General features: G+C 67.8%; 12 protein-coding genes and 1 pseudogene. 11 read left to right on the forward strand and 2 right to left on the reverse strand.

The features are described from left to right. Positions 1-38: 38 nt before the first annotated feature. From CFB82_RS19475 to CFB82_RS19505, 7 genes are all read left to right on the forward strand, one after another. Entirely contained in the window at positions 39-1190 is a 1152-nt protein-coding gene (locus CFB82_RS19475; RefSeq protein WP_089484894.1) for a porin, read from the forward strand. A gap of 10 nt (positions 1191-1200) precedes the next feature. Continuing rightward, positions 1201-2247, forward strand: coding sequence for an amidohydrolase family protein (locus tag CFB82_RS19480; RefSeq protein ID WP_089484895.1), 1047 nt, complete (start codon positions 1201-1203; stop codon positions 2245-2247). Next, positions 2244-3524 carry an MFS transporter gene (locus CFB82_RS19485; protein WP_089484896.1) on the forward strand — a complete coding sequence of 427 codons (1281 nt, stop codon included), beginning with the start codon at positions 2244-2246 and terminating at the stop codon, positions 3522-3524. The genes CFB82_RS19480 and CFB82_RS19485 overlap by 4 nt, the downstream gene beginning before the upstream one ends. Then, complete coding sequence (locus CFB82_RS19490; protein WP_089448526.1) at positions 3521-4759, forward strand: MFS transporter; 1239 nt, start codon at positions 3521-3523, stop codon at positions 4757-4759. Before CFB82_RS19485 ends, CFB82_RS19490 begins: the two co-directional genes overlap by 4 nt. Before the next feature lie 11 nt (positions 4760-4770). Further along, positions 4771-6093, forward strand: a complete 1323-nt coding sequence (locus tag CFB82_RS19495; protein ID WP_089484897.1) for an MFS transporter — start codon at positions 4771-4773, stop codon at positions 6091-6093. 2 nt (positions 6094-6095) lie between these two features. Further along, complete coding sequence (locus CFB82_RS19500; protein WP_089484898.1) at positions 6096-7028, forward strand: amidohydrolase family protein; 933 nt, start codon at positions 6096-6098, stop codon at positions 7026-7028. 177 nt (positions 7029-7205) lie between these two features. Then, positions 7206-7601, forward strand: coding sequence for a tautomerase family protein (locus CFB82_RS19505; RefSeq protein ID WP_039350098.1), 396 nt, complete (start codon positions 7206-7208; stop codon positions 7599-7601). A gap of 145 nt (positions 7602-7746) precedes the next feature. Here the strand turns inward: CFB82_RS19505 and CFB82_RS19510 are convergent. Next, a pseudogene (locus CFB82_RS19510) lies at positions 7747-8163 on the reverse strand (helix-turn-helix domain-containing protein); the annotation flags it as partial. A 491-nt stretch (positions 8164-8654) separates the two neighbouring features. On the opposite strand from CFB82_RS19510, the gene CFB82_RS19515 reads away from it, so the two are divergent. The 3 genes from CFB82_RS19515 to CFB82_RS19525 all read left to right on the forward strand — a co-directional run bounded on the left by CFB82_RS19515 (position 8655) and on the right by CFB82_RS19525 (position 18076). Continuing rightward, the gene (locus CFB82_RS19515; RefSeq protein ID WP_089484899.1) at positions 8655-15368 is read left to right on the forward strand and encodes a hypothetical protein; all 6714 of its coding nucleotides are present in this window, start codon (positions 8655-8657) and stop codon (positions 15366-15368) included. Between the two features lie 127 nt (positions 15369-15495). Continuing rightward, positions 15496-16686 (forward strand): M20 aminoacylase family protein, encoded by a 1191-nt coding sequence (locus CFB82_RS19520; protein WP_089484900.1) that lies wholly within the window; start codon positions 15496-15498, stop codon positions 16684-16686. 58 nt (positions 16687-16744) lie between these two features. Continuing rightward, positions 16745-18076, forward strand: coding sequence for an MFS transporter (locus tag CFB82_RS19525; RefSeq protein WP_089484901.1), 1332 nt, complete (start codon positions 16745-16747; stop codon positions 18074-18076). Positions 18077-18122: 46 nt separating this feature from the next. Here the strand turns inward: CFB82_RS19525 and CFB82_RS19530 are convergent, their stop codons facing one another. Further along, on the reverse strand, positions 18123-19043 hold the full coding sequence (locus CFB82_RS19530; RefSeq protein ID WP_089484902.1) for a LysR family transcriptional regulator: 921 nt from the start codon (positions 19041-19043) through the stop codon (positions 18123-18125). A 135-nt stretch (positions 19044-19178) separates the two neighbouring features. Between CFB82_RS19530 and CFB82_RS19535 the strand changes: the two genes are divergently transcribed. After that, on the forward strand, positions 19179-19952 hold the full coding sequence (locus CFB82_RS19535) for a transporter substrate-binding domain-containing protein (RefSeq protein ID WP_089484903.1): 774 nt from the start codon (positions 19179-19181) through the stop codon (positions 19950-19952). The last annotated feature ends 46 nt before the right edge of the window (positions 19953-19998 follow it).

The raw sequence follows: 19998 nt of genomic DNA on the forward strand, positions 1-19998 counted from the left end.
TCGTCAGACCTACCTATAAAAAACAGTTTGGAGACTCCATGTTGTCGAATCAGGCCAGCCAGAATGCCCGCCCGAAACCCCGCTTCGCCCTCGGCGCCGTTACAGTCGCCAGCGCGACCTTGTGGTGTGGCGCCGCATATGCACAAAGCAGCGTCACGCTGTACGGCATTGCCGACGTCGGCATCGAGCACATCAACAACACGAGCACCGGCGGCGCGCAGACGCGCGAGGTGTCGGGCAATCTGTCCGGTTCGCGCTGGGGACTGAAGGGCGTCGAGGATCTCGGCGCCGGCATGAAGGCCATTTTCCAGCTGGAAAACGGCTTCAACATCAATGACGGCACGACTGCGCAGTCGACGAAAGGCCTCGGTTCGAACGCCGCCACGACGTCGCGAATTTTCGGCCGGCAGGCGTGGGTCGGGCTGGCGTACCGGGGCCAGCAGTTGACGTTCGGCCGCCAGAATTCGCTCTTCTACGAACAGGCCGTGGCGTTCGACCCGATGGGCGCGTCGTCGCGGTACTCGTTGCTGTCACTCGACTACGCGGCGGCCGCGCGTATCGACAATTCGGCGAAGTACACCGGCGTGTTCGGTCCGCTGACGGCGCAGGCGATGTATAGCACCCGCTACGACACCGGGTACGGCGCCGAGGTGCCGGGCGCGCAACTCACCGGCCGCTTCTTCAGCGGGGCGTTGACTTTCGCGCAAGGGCCGCTCGCCGCGAGCGTGTCGTACGAGCAGCGCAACAGCAACACCGTTGCGACGAACACGGGCACCGAGCGTCGCGCGACGGCCGCCGCGTCGTATGCGATCGGACCGGTCAAGGGATTCGCCGGCTATCGCTACCTCCATGCGTCGAACGCGTTCCTGCCGGCAAACCCGATCCGTGTCGCGAACGGCGCCGAAGCCAGCGCGGCGAACCTGTACTGGGCCGGCGCGCAATACGCGGTGTCCCCGGCGTTCGTGGTCACGGCAACCGCCTATTACCAGGACGTGCATTCGACCAGCGCCGACCCGTGGCTCGCCGTGCTCTGTGCGGACTATCTGCTGTCGAAGCGCACCGATATCTATGCGACGGCCGGTTTCGCGCGCAACAAGGGTGGCTCCGCGTTCGGCGTGAACGGCTACGGTACGGTCGCACCCGATCACAACCAGACGGGCGTGGTGATCGGCATGCGCCAGAAGTTCTAAGGCGATTGCGATGCAGACCGTTCTCGCACCCCATCTTCCCGTCAGGCCCGAGTGGCTCGCGTTGCGCGACGAGCCGGTGCTCGAACCCGAGCTGGCCATCGTCGACGCCCATCACCACCTGTGGGACCGACAGACCGGTCGCTATCTCGCGGACGAGTTCGGTGCGGACGTGCACAGCGGACATCGGGTCGTGTCGACGGTCTACGTGCAGTGTCGATCGATGTTGCGTGCAAGGGGGCCAGAGGCGTTCAAGCCGGTGGGCGAAGTGGAATTCGCGAGCGGCGTCGCCGCGATGTTCGACAGCGGCGCATACGGTTCCGCGCGGTGCTGCGAGGCCATCGTCGGCGGCGCCGATCTGTCGCTCGGCGCGGAACTCGATGCGGTGCTCGACACGATGCTGCAGGTGTCCGGCGGGCGACTGCGCGGGATTCGCAATCCGCTCGCGTGGCATGCGAGCCCCGACGTGCGGTCGAGCCCGGTGACGCCGCCGCGCGACCGGATGTCGGCCCCGGCTTTCCGGCGGGGCGTGACGACGCTGGGCCGCTACGGGCTGTCGCTCGACGCGTGGGTCTATCACACGCAGCTCGACGACCTGTACGAACTCGCGCGCGCATGCGAGGACGTCACCGTCGTCATCGATCATTTCGGCGGTCCGCTCGGCGTGGGCCCGCATGCCGGCCGGCGCGCGGAAGTCCATGCGCAATGGAAATGGCAACTCGCGCGTCTCGCCGCGCTGCCGAACACGCGCATGAAGCTCGGCGGCGCGGGCATGACCGTGTTCGGTTTCGACTTCGCCGCGCGCGACCTGCCGCCGTCGTCGCAGGAACTGGCGGCCGCGTGGCAGCCGTATTTCGACACTTGCGTCGAGCTTTTCGGCGTCGATCGCTGCATGTTCGAAAGCAACTTCCCCGTCGACAAGGGGATGTTCAGCTATCGCGTGCTGTGGAACGCCTTCAAGCGACTCGCGTCCGCGATGTCGGCCGATGAAAAGGCCGCGCTATTCAGCCGGACGGCCGCCTCGACGTATCGCGTCGCGATTCCCGGAGACAACCCATGAAGACGAGTGCAACCGTGGCGGCGCAGGACATCGATTCCGCAGCCGCGGAAAAAGGGTTCACGCGCGTGACCGGTATCGAGTGGCGTTCGCTGTCGCTCGCGGGGCTCGGCTGGACGTTCGAGAGCTACGATTCGTTCCTGTTGTCGCTGCTGCTGCCGACGCTCGCGTTGCAGTTCGGGCTGAGCAAGGCGCAGCTCGGCATGTTCACCAGCGTCACGGCGGCCGGACAGATCGTCGGCGGCATTCTGTTCGGCTTCGTGTCGGACCGGATCGGGCGCGTGCGCACCGCGCTGCTCTGCGTCGGCATCTACTCGCTGTTTTCCGGCCTGATCGCATTTGCGCCCGACGCGCACTCGTTCGCCACGTTGCGCTTTTTCGGCGCGCTCGGCATGGGCGGAACCTGGACCGCCGGCGCGGCGCTCATCGCGGAGACCTGGCACCCGAGCCGGCGCGGCAAGGGCGGTGCCCTGATGCAGATGGGCTTGCCGATCGGCGCGATTCTCGCGATCGCGATCTCGGGCATCGTCGGCGCCGCGCATGACGGATTGGCCGGCGACAGCTGGCGTCTGCTGTTCCTGATCGGCGCGTCGCCGTTCTTCATTCTGTTCTGGGTCGCGCGCAAGACGCCGGAATCGCCGATCTGGCTCGAACGCAGGCACGCGAAGTCGCTGGCCCGCAAGCTCGACACGGCAAGTCGCGAGAAGCTGAACGTGCGCGGCCTGCTCACCGCCTTCTGCTTCATCTTCTTTCTGCAGTACCTCTACTGGGGTGTATTCACGTGGACGCCGACGTTCCTCGTCACGGTGAAGCACCTCGACTTCGTGCATAGCCTGAAGTTCGTGCTGGCGCTGCAGTTCGGTGCGATCGCCGGGTTCCTGCTGTTCTCGGCATGGGTCGACCGGCTCGGCCGGCGGCCGATGTTCCTGGCGTACCTGCTGGTCGGTGCGCTGGCCGTCGGCGTATACATCGTGTCGGCGAATCCGTTGCTGCTGATGACCGCGATCTTCCTGACCGGCTTCAGCGTGAACGGCATCTTCGCGGGTGCCGGCCCGTTCCTCGCGGAGATCATCGGCAATACGGCGTCGCGCGGATTCTTCATGGGTCTCGCATACAACGGCGGCCGGCTCGGCGGTTTCATCGCGCCGTTGGTCATTGGTTCGCTGGCGTCGACGTCGGGCGGGTTCGTGCTCGGGCTCGCGACGACGATCGTCGCGTTCATCGCCGCGGCCGCGGTCGTGTTGTTCGCGCCCGAGACGCGCGGAAAGGCGCTGTCATGAACGTGGCAACGCAAGCGGGGTGGGTGAACAGGCTGTTTCCCGCGCTGTCGGAGGCGTCGCTGCGGCGCTACCTGAGCGGGCAGGTCGCGTCGGTGCTCGGCAGCTGGACGCAGAACGTCACGCTGAATCTGCTGATCTATCACCTGTCCGGCTCGGCGGCGATCCTCGCGCTGCTCAACTTCCTGCTGTACGGGCCGCAGCTGATCGTCGCGCCGGTGGCGGGCTCGCGCATCGGCTCGGCCAATGCGCGCCGCGTGACGCTATGCGTGCTGACGACGTCGCTGCTGCTGACGGGCAGCCTCTTCACGTTGTCGCTGCTCGGCCTGCTCGGCGTGAAGCTGATCCTCGCGCATGCGCTGGCGATCGGCGTGTCGAGCGCGGTGGAAACGCCGGCGCGGCAGGTGCTGCTGCTGACGAGCCTGCAGGATGCGACGCACACGTCCAACGCGGTCGCGATGAACACGATGGTCTACAACGTCGGGCGCATGGTCGGCCCGACCATCGCCGGCTTCGTCTATCCGACGCTGGGCCCCAGGACGTCGTTTGCGATCTATGCGCTCGCGCTGTGCTTCATGGCGGCGTGCGTGCGGTCGATCCGGACTGCGTCGGCGGACCGCCCGTCGCGCGCGGAGAGCGGCCTGCGCGACGCGGTCGGCTATGTGCTGTCCGATGCGTTCTCGGCCCGCTATCTGCCGATTCTCGCGTGCATCGGCCTGTTTGCCGGCAGCTACCAGACGCTCGTGCCGCTGCTCGCGGACCAGGGCTTTCACGACGCGGCGCGCTTTACCGGCGTGTTCTTCGCGTGCGCCGGCGCCGGGTCGTTGAGCGCGGCGGTGCTGCTGTCGTCGGCGTTCGGGCCGCGCGCCTCGCACCGGTTCATCGCGTATGCGCCGTGGACGGCCGTCGGCGCGCTGGCCGTGCTGGCCGCGACCACCGATGCGGCGGGATCGATCCCCGCGTTCTATGTACTCGGCTTCAGCCTCACGTTCGCGGCCACGTCGACGAACGCGACCATTCAGCGCCAGTGTCCGGATCACGTGCGCGGGGGGCTCGTCGGGATGTATGGCATGGCCTACAACGGCACGATGCCGTTCGGTTATCTGCTCGTCGGCAGCGCATCCGAGGCGCTCGGCGTGCGACACACCTTCGCCGCCATGGCCGCCGTGCTCGCCTGCGGCGTCATCGCGGTCATCGCGTGGCAACGGTTCACAGAAACGCGCTCAGGCGCACAATAAACGGAGACAACATGCACACCGGTTTCATGGAAGCGTCCGCGATCGAGCGCCGGACCATACGCAAGATCGTCTGGCGACTCATTCCCTTTTTGATGATCTGCTACCTGCTTGCCTTCATCGACCGGGGCAACGTCGGGATGGCGTCGTTGCAGATGAACCATGACCTCGGGATGTCGGCGCAGGTGTTCGGTTTCGGCAGCAGTCTGTTCTTCATTTCGTACTTCTTTTGCGAAGTGCCGAGCAATCTCGCGCTGCAGAAATACGGCGCGCGGATCTGGATCGCCCGGATCATGATCACGTGGGGCATCGTGTCGGCAGCGACCGCGCTCGTGCACAACGCGACGACGTTCTACGTGCTGCGTTTCCTGCTGGGTGCGGCCGAGGCCGGTTTTTTCCCCGGCGTGCTGCTTTATCTGTCGTACTGGATTCCCGCGCAGTATCGTGCGCGGATCGTCGCGACGTTCATGGTCGCGATTCCGGCCGCGAGCTTCGTCGGCTCGCCGATCTCCGCGCTGCTGTTGCAGATGGACGGCGTCTGGGGCCTGCGCGGATGGCACTGGCTGTTCATCCTCGAAGGCGTTCCGACCGTGCTGCTCGGCATCGCGTGCCTGTTCGTGCTGACGAACAAGCCGGACGACGCGAGGTGGCTCGACGACGACGAGCGCGCATGGCTCACGACCGCGCTGGCCGCCGGCCACAAGACGCGCAAGAAGGTGCCGTCGCTGCCGCTCACGCAGCTGTTCCGCAACCGCTACGTGCTGTGCCTCGCGCTCGTCGACACGTGCGCTTCCGCGGCAGGCAGCACGCTCTCCGTGTGGCAGCCGCAACTGCTGAAGTCGTTCGGCTTGACCGTCATGGAGACCGGCCTGCTGAATTCGGTGCCTTACGCGGTGGCCTCCGTCCTGATGGTCTACTGGGGCCGTCGCTCGGACCGCGTCGGCGAACGGCGCTGGCACACGGTCGTGCCGATGCTGCTGATCGGCGTGGGCCTGTTCGCGACGTCGCTGAGCGGATCGCTGCTGCCGACGCTCTGCATGCTCTGCGCGGTGCTGGTCGGCGCGTATTCTTTCAAGGGCCCGTTCTGGGCGCTTGCGACCGACATGCTGTCCAACAGCACCGTGGCGGCCGGGCTCGCGACGGTCAATGCGATCGCGAACCTGCTTGGCGGCGGGCTGATGGTGAACGTGTACGGGTGGGTGAAGGCGGCGACGGGCAGCTACGCGCTCGCGTTGATGCCGCTCGCGATCCTCACGCTCGTGAGCGTCGCGACGCTGCTGCTGCTTACGCGCAATCATTCGGCGGGCAAGCTGGTCGGCAAGACGGAGACCATCTGATCATGGCGCGCATCGCGAGACGCGAATTCCTCAGGATCGCGGGCGCCACGCTGGCTTCGGCTGCATTGCCGAGGCTGGCCGCGGCCGACGAAGCGTGGTCGAGCGGCACCGAGCGGCCGGCGTTCCAGTTGCCCGAAGGGGCGATCGACTGTCACATGCACATCTACGACGATCGGTTTCCGGTCGCGCCGGGCACGACGCTGCGCCCGCCGAATGCGACTGTCGCGCAATACCGGAGCGTGCAGACGCGGATCGGCGTGAAGCGCAACGTGGTCGTGACGCCGTCGACATACGGGACGGACAACCGCTGCACGCTGGCGGCGCTCGCGCAGTTCGGCGGCGACGCGCGCGGCGTGGCCGTCGTCGACGGCACCGTGAGCGACGACGAACTTCTGGCGTTCGATCGTGGCGGCGTCCGTGCGATCCGGTTCAACCTGAGCTATCCGGGCGCGACGACGCTCGACATGCTGGCGCCACTCGCCGCGCGCATCGCAAACCTTGGATGGCATATCGAGCTGGTGGTGCAGGGCGCGCGGCTGCCGGAGCTCGAGCGTCATCTTGCGGTGCTGCCTTGTCCGCTCGTCATCGACCATATCGCGCATGTGCCGCAGCCCGGTGGCCTGTCGTCGGCCGCGTTTCGCACCGCGCAACGCCTCGTCGAAAAGGGCCATACGTGGATCACGTTGTCGGGGCCGTACGTCGACAGCAAGACGGGCGCGTCTGCCTACGACGATGTCGCGCCGGTCGCGAAGGCGCTGATCGACATGGCGCCGGAGCGCATGCTGTGGGGCACCGACTGGCCGCACCCGACGGAGAAGACGCACAAGCCGGACGATGCGAGCTTGCTGGACGTGATCGCCGGCTGGATCGGGCGTGCGGACTGGCAGCAACGGATATTCGTCACGAACCCGGCGAAGCTGTATGGATTTGCATAGCGCGGGGAGGCTGTCGCGAGACTGCTCCGCGAACATGCGTCGTTTTTGAACCAGTGTCCGGAATCATTGCTCATTCGACATTGTGAGGACGGCGAGCCGGGTGCCAGAATCGGCTGACGGTATCTGGACAGGCCGATGCCGCACGCGTTCGATCAATCACCCGGAATCCTGAATACCATGCCCTATCTGCAACTGGACGTGAACGACCACTATTCGGTGGAAACCAAGCAATCGCTCGCCGCCAAAATGAGCGAGACCTATGCGCGGATGATGTCGGTCGATATTCGGCGTATCAGCGTCGCGATCCGCGAGTTGGGGCAAGGCGGTGTCTGGCGTATTGCCGAGGCCGGCGAAGCGCCTGTCCCGGTTGCCGTGATGATGCTGGATATCCGACGGGGTCGCCCGCCCGGGCAGCGCATGGAAGTGGCGCAGGCACTTTGCGCGCATTGCGTGGAGATACTCGGCTTGCGCGAGGATCGGCTCAATGTCGAATTCACGCAGCATTCCGGCGATGAAATGTACCACCCGGCGCTTGGCGGCTATAGTCCGGAGTGGGCGCCCGGCGAGCAGTAGATTTTCCGCCAGGACCGCTAGCTGCCTGCAGCCCTGGCACTTCATCGACGGAGACCCGCTCGTCATTCGCGATGGGCGAAGCGAGCGCTCACGGTTTGGGCAAGCAAGACGGCGCGTACCTGTCCGCCGATTGGTTCAACCAGTCCTAGTTCATGAGCGGCGCAACCCCGGAGGCTCGCTGTATGGTCTGCGGGGGTTGCCCAAACGCGCGCAGAAATGCTTGGCGCATGCGCTCGCGGTCGCCGAAGCCGGTTTCTCTCGCAATGATTTCGATCGGGTGGCGCGTCGTTTCCATCATCAGGCGGGCGGCTTCGATGCGCAGCCGCTCAACCGCCTTGGCGGGGGATTGCCCCGTCTCCTCCCGGAACACGCGGCTGAATTGGCGCGGGCTCAAACGTGCCGCCTCTGCCAGGCGTTCCACCGACAGATCGCTCGCCAGGTTTTCGCTCGCGTAGGTCAGCGCCATTTGCACGCGGTCCGATCGCGCGTTCAGTTCCAGCAAGGTCGAGAATTGCGACTGGCCACCGCCGCGCCGTTGGTACAGCACGAGCTTGCGCGCGATGATGAACATCCTCGAGATCGGCGCTGCCGTACTCACTACGGCGACTGCGGTGCGCAGCAGCATGTCCCGCGTGGCGACGAGGTCCCCGGGCTGTTTCGGTGGCCTGCCGCGGCGGCGAGGCGGATCAGTTCGCAGGTCCATGGGCGACTGATAGACCGTTCGTCTCAAAAATCAATGGCGCGCAGACGGCGTTGGTCTCGCCGACATTGATCCGGCACCCGTGTCCACCCTCATTTGGGGTAAGCGCTTACTGGTCGGGGGCAGTAGGCGCGGGCACGGCGTCGTTGTATCGGCACGCGCGATCGACACGCACCGCGGTGGCTTGCGGCCTTGCCGGGTATGGCCGCGTAGGCAGCCCCCGTGTCGAGATGCGCGGCGTTGCGTCCCTACCGAGCAGCCACTCGAAACTACGAAGTGGGCGGATGGGCGCTCGCGAGGCTTCCCCTAGCATGGACGCTGCGGGAAAAGCGATTTCATCGAGAGGGGGCCGCATGTTGATCGGACCGGACGGACGCGTTGCGTCGCTGCACTACGAACCGCCGTCGCTGCCCCTGCCGCCGCCGCCCACGGCGGCGGACGTATCGGCGGCGAAAGCGGGCCTGCAGGCGCAGCTCGGCGATCAGCCCCCGTCGAACGGCGCGTCGCTTGCCGACGCGCTCAGAAAGCTCCGCGAAAAGGATGCGGCGAGCGCGGCGGACGCGCTCGCACGCGCGGCGATCCTGTTGCAGGCGCAGTACGACGCGATCCATCACCGAGCGACGTCCCCCGGCGTCGATCCGATCGGGGAGGCGGAGAGCGAAGTCGGGCTCACGCACCAGTTCGATCAGGACACGCTCGACGCTGCCGCCCGATCGCTGTCGAACGGCGCGCTCCCGACCGCATCCGCGGTCCCGTCGAGCACGGCGCCAGCCGTGAGCCTCGTCGATGCGCGCGGCGCGATCCAGGCGGGGCTGAACGACGGGCTCACGTGGTCGGAGGCGGTCAACGCCGCGCGCGTGCAGTTTGGCGGCTCGACGCAGAACGAGACGGTGCTCGATGAAGCGGCGCTGACGATTCAGGGAGACGCACTCGCCCACGGCGCCGATGCGAGCCAGGGCGACGTGTTGGGCGATGCCGCACGGCAGGTCGCGAGCCTGCACCTGTTCGACGATGCGCACCAGCGCGCCGCGCTTGCCGCGCTGAAGACGACCGCGGCGCCATCGCCGGCGCTTGCGTCCGACGCGACGCGGGCGGACACCATCTGGACGTCGCTGCAGCACGACACTGCCGCTCACGCGGCCCCGGCGCAGATCGCGGCCGACTGGCGCGCCTATCACACAGCGTTGAGCACCGAGCTCGACGACGCGGCCGGCCGGCCGGCGGCGGGCACGACCGGCACGGCGGACTGGGCGACCGATCCGTCGCAGCGCGACCGGCGCTGGTTCGCCGAGCGGGCGGTGCTGGCGGCGAATACGGCGGCCGGCATGCACGGGCCCGCCGCGGGCGACCTGTCGACCGCGCTCGATGCGAGCGAAGTGCTCGATGCGATGGAGGCCGCGCCCGCAAGCGCGAACGCGAACGGGGCCGCGAACCTGAAGGCCGCGCAGGTGCTCACGCAGCAGCTTGCGGGCGTATCGCCGACCGACGCGCTGTACCAGCAGGTGATGAGCGATCCGCGCACGGCGGTGCTGGAGAACGCGGCGTTCGGCGACATTACCGGCGTGCAGGGCGCCGGCGCGCAGGCAACGCTGACCGCCGAGGGCACGGCGTTGTCGGGCTACCGGGGCACGGTGCTGTTCCCGGCGCTGCTGCACGACACGCTCGCATCGGATACGACGCAGCACACCCTGCGCGCGGTCGGCGTGCCGGACAACCTGCAGGGCATCGCGAACCTGCTCGATCCGCTCGCGCAGGCGTCGCCCGAGCTGGCGCAGGCGCTGTTCACGCAGATGCAGGGCAAGATCGACGGGCTGATCCGGCAAGGGCCCGACGTGATCCAGCACATCGATGCGTCGCGCGGCGACGATACGTACTACGGACCACTCGCGCGCATCATCGACGACGCCGGCGGGCCGCGGAACGCGGCGACCCGGCCGGAGGTCGACGCGCTGCGCACGCAGTTGCAGCAGCAACAGACGCAACTCGACGAAGGCGGCACGGAGGCGCTGAGCAACCCGTTCCAGTCGCTCACGTTCCTGCACGACCCGCAGCACAACCGATCGACCGCGGTCTACCAGGCGCTCATCGACGAAGCGCCGACGAGCGAACTCGCCGGGACGCTCGAAAAGTACACGGGGCTCAAACCGTCGTCCACGGCGGCAACGGTGTCGGTCCGGCCGGCCGACGCCAGTGCACTCGCGCAGGCACAGGCAGCGCTCGACGCGCAACTGGGCGGCGGCCCCGTGAATGCGCAGACGCTGCAGAAGGCGCTCGATGCGGCCAGGGCCGCGACGGACCGGAACGGGGCGCTCGCGAACGCGGCGATCGGCGACGCGACCTGGGCGCAGGCCGCGATCGTCGAGCAGGCGCGGGCCGACAGCCAGACGAATGCCGACGGCAACGCGAACGGGCCGCAGGATCCGATCGAACGGGCGGCGGGCGAGCTGTCGGGCGATCAGCTGTTCGATGCGAATACGCTGGTGACTGCCGCGGACGCGCTGCAGGGCGGTACGCTGGCCGACGGCAGTACGCTCGCCACGCAGCAGCAGATCCCGTCGCTGATGGACGGCGGGCGCGCAGCGGATTACATGCAGCGACTCGTGAACGACGGCATGACGATGCGCGAGGCCATCGTGCTCACGCGTGCGTGGCTCGGCGGCACGCCGGCGTCCGAATCGACGCTGGTGCAGGCGGCGTTGACGGTGCGCGCCGGGCAGCAGGACATCATGCAGCAGTACCTCGGCGATCCGAGCCAGGACCCGATGAAACTGGCCGCGCAGCAGCTCGATGCGATGAAGCAGGCGCCGGACGGCAGCGCGCCCGGCCCGGCGAACGTGCTCGCCCCCGCGCTGATCGCGCGGACGGTCGATGGCACGCCGGCATCCGACGGCCGGCCGGCGGTGCCGGGCTGGGCGCAGGATATCAAGCCGGACCTGGCGGCGCTCAATGGCAAGGACGGGCTGATCGCGCAGGCGCAGCACGCGTATGACGCGTGGCAGCGTGCGCAGGCGGGCGCTGCCGCGAATCCGCAAGATGGCCATGCGCGGGACGCGGCGAGCACCGCGCTCACGCAGTATCACGCGGCACTGTCGGCGGCGCTCGATGCGGCGGCGGGGCGTGCACCGAACGACAGCGGCTGGCAATCGGACCCGGCGTACGTGGACACGCTGTGGAAGGCTCAGATCGCGCTCGCGCAGCAAATTCAGGCGGCGCCGGGGCAGGATGCGCCGGCAGACGGCGCGGTGCTCCAGCAGTGGCAGCGCGGACTCGACGCGCTGCAGATCATCGGCCGCGTACAGGCGGCCCAGCGGTTGGCGACGCCGCCCGGCGCGGATCCTTCCGCCGGCAACGTGAGCGCCGCGCAGACGCTGACCGCCGAGACGGCCGGACTGCAGCAGGCCGATCCCGGACTCTATCAGCAGGTGATGGGCGACGCGTTCGTCGGCAATCTCGGGAAGGCCGCGCTCGCGAGCATCGCCGGCGCTGCCGCGCCGCCGTGGGTCTGTCCGGCCAACGGCGACGCCGGCGCGGATGTGAACGCGCGATTGCACGCCGCCGGCTCGCTGCTGCAGCAGTACCAGTCGACGGTGATCTACGCGCAACTGAAGGACGCCGTGGCGGGCGATCCGGCCATGCAGCAGCTGTTTGCGACGATCGAAGACGAGGTGCGGTCCCGCAAGCGCGATGCGGAAAAGCTCGGGCTGCTCGCCGACCTGGTGCAGGGAAGCGGCAGTACGGACCTGTCCGCGCAACTCGTGCATCAGATGTTCGGCGCGGGGGGAACGCAGCCGGTTTTTTCTCCTGAGCAACTGGTTGCGTGGACGCGCAACGCGAACGACCCGACGCAGGTTTCGCGCATCTACTGGTGGGCGGGCGGCGCGCAGAACCAGGACATGACCGATCTGCGCCACGCGCTCGAGACGATGGTGACGCGCGACGATCCGACCTTCGGTGGAGAAAGCCGCGATTCGAAGCTCAACCCGCAGCACCGGGTGATCAGCAAGGGCGGTTCGGTGGTGTGGGGCGAGGATCTCGGCTTCGGCGGCCTTCGCAAGCACGACCAGCCGATGCAGCTCGCGCGGGACATGCTGGGCGACGATGCGATGGATCCGCTCGGCAAGGAGATCGCCCGCGAGACCGGGTACCAGGACACGGGCAAGCCGGCCGCCGGCGTGAGCGTGAGCGCGCCGGGCCAATCGGCGCTGCCGACCGATGCGGCGTACGTGCCGGGTGCGGGCCCGGCGGTGAGCACGGGCGGCGGTCTGGTGGGGCTGCCGTTGCCGGACGGGATGCAGACGCTCGGCAGCGACGCCGCGCTGCTGAATGCGGCCGGGTCCGCCTACGGCGTGACGGTGGCGCACATGCCGACGACGCTCGCGCAGGAGCAGGCGCTGTCCGACGGGACGTTCGCGTTGTACGACCCGAACGAGACGGTGTTCGACGCGAGCGGCCACAAGACGACGCTGGGTCAGGCGGTCGACAACCTGAAGCAGGGCGAGGGCGTGCGCACGCCGAGCGGGCTCGCGCCGGTGACGCTCGCGTCGCTGTCGGGCGAGTGGTGGAGCAGCCGCCGGCCAAGCCAGGATCAGAAGGGCACGCCGTTCACGCTGCTGGAGGGGCTCTCGGCGAACGGCGGGCTGGTCGACGTGGGGCCGGCCGATCCGACCGCACGCCACGGGTACGCGGACTGGCAGTCGCACACGGGTTTCGCGAAGGGTTTCATGATCGCGCAGCCGCACTGGGTGGTGAACGCGCAGGGGCAGGACCTGACGGATGCCGCGTACTTCGTCGACTACAAGCCTGATATGGGCTGGTGGGAGCGGTGGGGCGCGGACCTGCAGATCGCGGGGACGGCGGCGGCAGGTGTGCTGGCGCTGGCGGCGGCGCCGGAGACGGCGCCGCTGTGGTTCGCGCTGATGTCGGAAGCTGCCGATGCCTACCTCACATGGAGCGCAACGGTCGGCACGGTCAACGCGGCGAAGCAGCTGTCGACGGCGCGCGGACGGGGCGATTGGGTGAACTGGCTGGGCCTGGCGGCGAACCTGTCCGGCGGGGCGGCGAGCGGATTCGGGACAGTCGCGCGGGCAGCGACGATCGGCGACCGGCTTGCGTCGGGGGCGAGCGCCTATGCGGACGTGGCACGGGTGACGACCGTGGCGCGAGGCACGAACGCGCAGCAGTTCGCGAACGTGCAGGCGCTGGCGGCGGTAAACGGCATGCGAGCGGTGACGACGTTCGACGACACGCTGCCGGCGCAGTGGTTGACGCGTGCGACGACCGCTACGGAGGGCAGGATGCAGGGCACGGCGGCCTTCGCGGAGATCATGCAGGCGTGGCAGGGCAGCACGACGTCCAGGCTGCTGGGCGGCGCGGCAATGGTCACGAACGGCACGGCGATGGCGCAACAGGCGGCGGTATTGACGCACGCGGCGCTGGCGGGCAAGCCGGTGACGGCACAGGACTGGCTGAGCCTGGCGAGTTCGGCAGGCTTGACGGCACTTGGTTTCGGCGTCGCGCGCGCCAACGGCGTCGACGACAGCGATGCGCCGTTGCGCGCGTATCACCCCGCAGACTCATGGATCACCGCGCGGCCGGGCACGGCCATACCGCCGACACGCAGTTATACGGTTCCCGACGCGACCCGCCGGAATCCCGTTGAACTGGCGAATGTCCTGTCGAACGTGCTGGGTTCGCAAGGCAGCATCGACCACGCGACTTACGTCGTGCTTGCGCGGGATAGCGAGAACCCGGCGCAGAGCGGTTTGACCCTTGTCTCGCTCCCCCCGGGTACCTTGCCCGGTCTCGGTCAACCGCTCACCAGCCAGTCCCTGTTTGACGCGCGAACGTTCGGCAACGCCACGTCGACGCACGGCATTGCAATCGTCGATGAGCGCGGGATAGCGGCGGACGGCACGGTGCCGCCAGCGGCGGTGATCGGGACGATCAAGGCCGGGCGGCCGTTGGAGTATCCGATCGAGATCGAGGTCAATGGCGGCTACACGAAGCCGATCCGCTTCACGTATAAGCATTCGGGGCGTGCGACCACGTGGCCGGCGATCGAGATCGACGAGAAGACGGGCGGCTGGGTCGTACACGACGCCGTGCGCCAGAACGGCGACCTGATGGACGCGTTCATTTCGGCGCTGGCAAGCAGCGGCGGTCGGCTGGCCGGCACGCGCTACATGGCCATCGGCACGAAAGGTGGCAGCGATCCTGTCAATCCCGCCGTCGCGATCGTCGACGATTCGGGCCGAGTCGTCGCGACGCTGCGGCTCGGGGCGGCCGAGAATCCGACCGGGATGGATTCGACTGCGAACGGTTGGCGGGCGGATTTCATGCGCGATTACGCAGGCAGCGTGTCGGTCATGTACCCGGCCGGCTTCGACATGAACGAGCCGCTGATTCGTAACTGGAACGGCCAACTCGTCGACGTGATCAACGCGCGGGCGGGCGGCGGCCGCACGCAACTGCCGAGCTATCCACCTCGAGAAGCCGATCTCGCCGTGTACATCAACGCCTTCGATAGCTACCCGGAGAACCGCTTGCTCGGCGTCGATGAATCCGGCAGGCGCAACCCATTGTTGCTGCCTGTGCCGCCGGGCTATTTCGGCGTCGATCAACATGCAGGCCCGAAGGGGTTTCTCAATTCCGTGGGCAACGTACTGACTCCCGAACAGGAGGCGGCACTGATCATCGGCGCGGGGTGGGACGGCAAAAAGCCGATCCTGTTCTATTCGTGCGGACCGGGTGCGCAGTTCACGCGCAGCGACGGCCGGCAGATGGAGGCACCGCTGATTCAGCAGGTCACCGACGCATTGCAGCGGTTGTACCCGCTGATGCGCGGCAAGTCGGTCGATCCGGGCTTTCACACGATCGCGGCCAACCGCCCCGTCGCGTGGTATGTGCAGAGCGACGACGGGTATACGAGCGATGTGCGTGTCCCGATAACGCAGGAATGGAGCGCTTACCCGGAGCTTGCGAGCTGGATGCAACAGCGGGATTCGATCGTCAACAGTGAGGAACCGGGCTTCTCTTATTACTATCCGGGGGCGCAATCCCCGGATTAACCCTGATTAACAAACCTTATCACGGTGAAAAATTCCGTATCTTATTGAACCGATATCGGCTGGATATAGTGGCTCGCTTTCCCGCACGCATCCGTTGCGTGCGCAGACAAACAGCAGGAGCCCCTTGATGTCCACCGATACCCGATTCACCGAAGTCGAGGATCTGATGCCCGCCGCCGGCGGGTTGCGCGAGATCCGTCACCACATCCATCACCACCCTGAACTCGCCTACGAGGAGCACGACACGGCCGCGCTCGTCGCCGAGAAGCTCGAACAGTGGGGCTGGCAGGTGACGCGCGGGGTCGGCAAGACGGGCGTGGTCGGTACGCTGCGCGTGGGCGACGGCACGCGCAGCATCGGCATCCGCGCCGACATGGATGCGCTGCCGATCATCGAGGCGACGGGGCTGCCCTACGCGAGCGGCACGCACGGCAAGATGCACGCGTGCGGCCACGACGGCCACACGACGATGCTGCTCGGCGCCGCGCAGCACCTCGCGAAGACCCGCAACTTCTCCGGCACCGTGCACCTGTATTTCCAGCCGGCGGAAGAGCACGGCGTCGACAGCGGCGCGAAGAAGATGATCGACGACGGCCTGTTCGAACGCTTCCCGTGCGATGCCGTCTTCGGCATGCACAACCATCCGGGCGCGGCACCGGGCGTGTTCCTCACGCGGCGCGGCCCGTTCATGTCGGCCGGCGACAAGGCGATCATCTCGATCGAAGGCGTCGGCGGCCACGCGGCCCGGCCGCACCTGACGGTCGATCCGGTGGTCGTCGCGGCGAGCATCGTGATGGCGCTGCAGACGATCGTCGCGCGCAACGTCGACCCGTCGCAGCCGGCGGTCGTCACGGTCGGCTCGATGCACGCGGGCACCGCGAACAACGTGATCCCGAACGGCGCGCGCCTCGAACTCAGCGTGCGCTCGTTCAGCCCGGAAGTGCGCGCGCTGCTCAAGCGCCGCATCACCGAGCTGGCCGAAACGCAGGCCGCGAGCTATGGCGCAACCGCGCACGTCGAATACATCGAAGGCTATCCGGTCGTCGTCAATACGGATGCCGAAACGGATTTCGCCGCACAGGTGGCGCGCGAACTCGTCGGCGATGCGCACGTGGTCGAGCAGACCGACCTGCTGATGGGCAGCGAGGATTTCGCGTTCATGCTGCAGCAGCGGCCGGGCTCGTTCGTGCGGCTCGGCAACGGCGAAGGCGAGGACGGCTGCATGGTGCACAACCCGAAATACGATTTCAACGATCGCAATCTGCCGATCGGCGCGGCGTTCTGGACGCGTCTCGTGGAGCGTTACCTGGGGCAGTGATGCCGGCGGTGGGGCGAGCGGCCGGCGCTTCCGGCCGCATTCAGAGTAGAGGATAGCGATGCAGAAAGACCATCTCGCGCTGCACCCCGGCCCGGCCGAAGCCACCGTCACCGACACGCGCGGCACGCCTGCCGTCACGCGGCGCGGTGCGATCGCCGCGGCCGTGATCGGCAACTGGCTGGAATTCTTCGATTTCACCGTGTACGGCTTCTTCGCGGTGCTGATCGGCAAGCTGTTCTTCCCGTCGAGCGACCCGACCACGTCGCTGCTGCTGTCGGTCGCGACGTTCGCCGCCGGCTTCTTCACGCGGCCGCTCGGCAGCGTCGTGCTCGGCGTCTACGCGGACCGCAAGGGGCGCAAGGCCGCGCTGAACCTGACGATCATGCTGATGGCGCTCGGCACCGGCCTGATCGCGATCGCGCCGACCTATGCGCAGGTCGGCGTGGCCGCGCCGCTGCTGGTCGTGTTCGCGCGATTGCTGCAGGGCTTCTCGCAGGGCGGCGAATTCGGCGCGGCGACGTCGACGCTGCTCGAGCAGGGCGGCACGTCGCGCCGCGCGTTCCGCGCGAGCTGGCAGCTCGCGACGCAGGGCGGCGCCGCGCTGATGGGCTCGGGTTTCGCGGCGCTGCTGTCGAACACGATGACGAAGGACGCGCTGGAAGGCTGGGGCTGGCGGCTGCCGTTCCTCGTCGGCGTGCTGATCGCGCCGGTCGGCATGTACCTGCGCCGCCGGCTCGCCGACGATGCGCCCGGCGACCGCCATCACGGCATCGAACGCGGCGTGCTGCACGAGCTGTTCTCGAAGCACACGCGCACGGTGCTGCTGCTGATGCTCACGGTGATGGGCGGCACGGTGTCGACCTACATCCTGACGTTCTACATGCCGACCTACGCGATCCATACGCTCGGCCTGCCGATGAAGCTGTCGATGTTCGTCGGCGTCGCATCGGGCTGCGTGATGCTGGTCACGTGCCCGCTGTTCGGCTGGCTGTCGGACAGGCTCGGCAGCCGGCGCCTGCCGATCTTCGTCGGCCGCGGCGTGCTGGTCGCCTTGCTGTTCCCGGCGTTCTGGCTGATGAATCATCACCCGACGCTGTCGGTGATCCTGCCGCTGACCGCGCTGATGCTGCTGTTCTATTCGCTCGGCTCGGCGTCGGAAATGGCGCTGATGTGCGAGTCGCTGCCGCGCCACGTGCGGGCGACCGGCATCTCGATCGCGTACGCGCTCGCGGTGACGATCTTCGGCGGCACCGCGCAGCTGATCGCGACGTGGCTCGTGAAGACGACCGGCAGCAAGCTCGCGCCGGCCGGCTACGTGGCCGCGTGCGTGGTGCTGTCGCTGATCGCGGTCGCGATGCTGCGCGAGACGGCGCGCGATTCGATCGACTGACGCGCGGCGCAGCGCAGCACGACGGGCGGCAAGCGGCGATACGCGCTTACCGCCCGCGCACCATCCTCAGATACGACGCGAGCATCGTCGCGAGTTCCTGGGCGGCCGGCGTCAGCGGCACGGCTGCGCGCTGCAGCAGGCAGATGTCCTGCGATTCGGCCTGCTCGCGCACGGGCACTTTCGCGAGCGCGCCGGCAAACGGCCCGTGCCGCGTCACGGCTTCGGTTTCGAGCGACAGGCAATCGGTCTGCGTGACGAGTTGCAGCGTCTCGAACATCCCTTCGACGGTGGCGAGGATTGTCGGCGGCGGCAGGCCGTATACGTCGAAGTACGCGAGCAGCCGGTTGACGACGGGATCGGCGCTCAGGTTCGGTGAGCGCGTCGACACCCACGCGTAGTCGGCCAGTTCAGCGAGCGATTGCGCGTGCATCGCCGGGTGACCGTTGCGACACACGACCACCGGCGCCGACGTACGCAGCGGCGTGACCGCGAGATCGGTCGTGTCGGTCTGCTTCGCGACCAGCGCGATCGCGAAATCGACCGCGCTTTCCCGCAGCCAGCCGATCATCATCCGCGACGTGCCGGTGCGCAGGTGCACGTCGACCTTGTCGAAGCGCGCGCGGAACGCGCTCAGCACGGGCGCGAACGCGTCGATCAGCGGCTCGGCCACGAGGCCGAGCGTGACGGTGCCTTCGTACGCGCCGCTCAGTTGCCGGATTTCCCGCTCGACCTGTTCGCATTCGCCGAGGATCGAACCGGAGCGCGCGAGCAGCCGCTGGCCGACGGCCGTCGGCACGATCCCGCGATTGGTGCGCGTGAACAGCGTCGCGCCGAGCGTCGCCTCGAGACTCTGCAGTTGCTGCGTGACGCCGCTCTGCGCGAGGTCGAGCGCGCGTGCGGCGGCGCGCAGGCTGCCGTGCTCGACGACGGCCTGGAAGATGCGGAGCTGGGAGAGCGTGAACGCCATGGGCAAGCGCGGGGCCGGTGATCGGGAAAAGTGATCATGATAAGGCAGCGGGCGATTCCGGCGGCGGCGTGTGCGCACTACGATCGCAGGCAGTCCGGCTCGTGCCGTTTGCCCATCGTCCCGCCTTCGTCGACCATGAAACGTACCTTCCTGCCGCTCGTTTCCCTATGCCTTGCGTTCGCGGCCGGTTCCGCGCACGCACTCGATACGCGCCCCGTGCGCCTCGGCATCGATCCGACCTATCCGCCGATGGATTCGAAGGCGCCCGACGGCAGCCTGAAGGGCTTCGACGTCGATCTCGGCAACGAGATCTGCCGCCGTGCGCAGTTGCGCTGCCAGTGGGTCGAGCTCGAATTCTCCGGGATGATTCCCGCGCTGCAGGCGCGCAAGATCGACGCGATCCTGTCGTCGATGGCGATCACCGAGAAGCGCGAGAAGCAGATCCTGTTCTCGTCGAAGCTGTTCCGCTTCAAGTCGCGGCTCGTCGCCCGGCCCGGGAGCGGCGTCGACAGCACGACCGCGTCGCTTGCGGGCAAGCGCGTCGGCGTGCAGTCGGGCACGCAGTTCGAATCGTGGGCGCTCGCGCACTGGGCGGCGGCCGGTGTCAGCGTGGTGCCGTACAAGAGCCAGGACGACGTGTTCGCCGATCTCGTCAACGGCCGCCTCGACGCGGCGTTGCTCGGCACCGTGGAAGCCGACTACGGCTTCCTGCGCACGCCGAAGGGCAAGGGCTTCGCGTTCGTCGGCGCGCCGCTCGACATGGGCGATCGCGGCGTCGGCATCGGCATGCGGCAGTCGGATACGGCGCTCAAGGCGTCGATCGACGGCGCGATCGCATCGATGCTGAAGGACGGCACGTACGACCGGATCGCCAGGAAGTATTTCGACTTCAACCCGTACGGCGACTGAGCGCCGAGCCACCTCGACGTTTCACCCGCTTCTTCGTTTTCATTTC

The sequence above is a fragment of the Burkholderia sp. HI2714 genome, assembly GCF_002223085.1.
In the GTDB taxonomy this organism is placed as follows: Bacteria; Pseudomonadota; Gammaproteobacteria; order Burkholderiales; family Burkholderiaceae; genus Burkholderia; species Burkholderia lata_D.

What these genes read in the sequence shown, in the direction of transcription:
- CFB82_RS19475 (WP_089484894.1), top strand. Translation starts at nt 39, where the DNA reads ATGTTGTCGAATCAGGCCAGCCAGAATGCCCGCCCGAAACCCCGCTTC.
- CFB82_RS19480 (WP_089484895.1), top strand. Translation starts at nt 1,201, where the DNA reads ATGCAGACCGTTCTCGCACCCCATCTTCCCGTCAGGCCCGAGTGGCTC.
- CFB82_RS19485 (WP_089484896.1), top strand. Translation starts at nt 2,244, where the DNA reads ATGAAGACGAGTGCAACCGTGGCGGCGCAGGACATCGATTCCGCAGCC.
- CFB82_RS19490 (WP_089448526.1), top strand. Translation starts at nt 3,521, where the DNA reads ATGAACGTGGCAACGCAAGCGGGGTGGGTGAACAGGCTGTTTCCCGCG.
- CFB82_RS19495 (WP_089484897.1), top strand. Translation starts at nt 4,771, where the DNA reads ATGCACACCGGTTTCATGGAAGCGTCCGCGATCGAGCGCCGGACCATA.
- CFB82_RS19500 (WP_089484898.1), top strand. Translation starts at nt 6,096, where the DNA reads ATGGCGCGCATCGCGAGACGCGAATTCCTCAGGATCGCGGGCGCCACG.
- CFB82_RS19505 (WP_039350098.1), top strand. Translation starts at nt 7,206, where the DNA reads ATGCCCTATCTGCAACTGGACGTGAACGACCACTATTCGGTGGAAACC.
- CFB82_RS19515 (WP_089484899.1), top strand. Translation starts at nt 8,655, where the DNA reads ATGTTGATCGGACCGGACGGACGCGTTGCGTCGCTGCACTACGAACCG.
- CFB82_RS19520 (WP_089484900.1), top strand. Translation starts at nt 15,496, where the DNA reads ATGTCCACCGATACCCGATTCACCGAAGTCGAGGATCTGATGCCCGCC.
- CFB82_RS19525 (WP_089484901.1), top strand. Translation starts at nt 16,745, where the DNA reads ATGCAGAAAGACCATCTCGCGCTGCACCCCGGCCCGGCCGAAGCCACC.
- CFB82_RS19530 (WP_089484902.1), bottom strand. Translation starts at nt 19,043, where the DNA reads ATGGCGTTCACGCTCTCCCAGCTCCGCATCTTCCAGGCCGTCGTCGAG.
- CFB82_RS19535 (WP_089484903.1), top strand. Translation starts at nt 19,179, where the DNA reads ATGAAACGTACCTTCCTGCCGCTCGTTTCCCTATGCCTTGCGTTCGCG.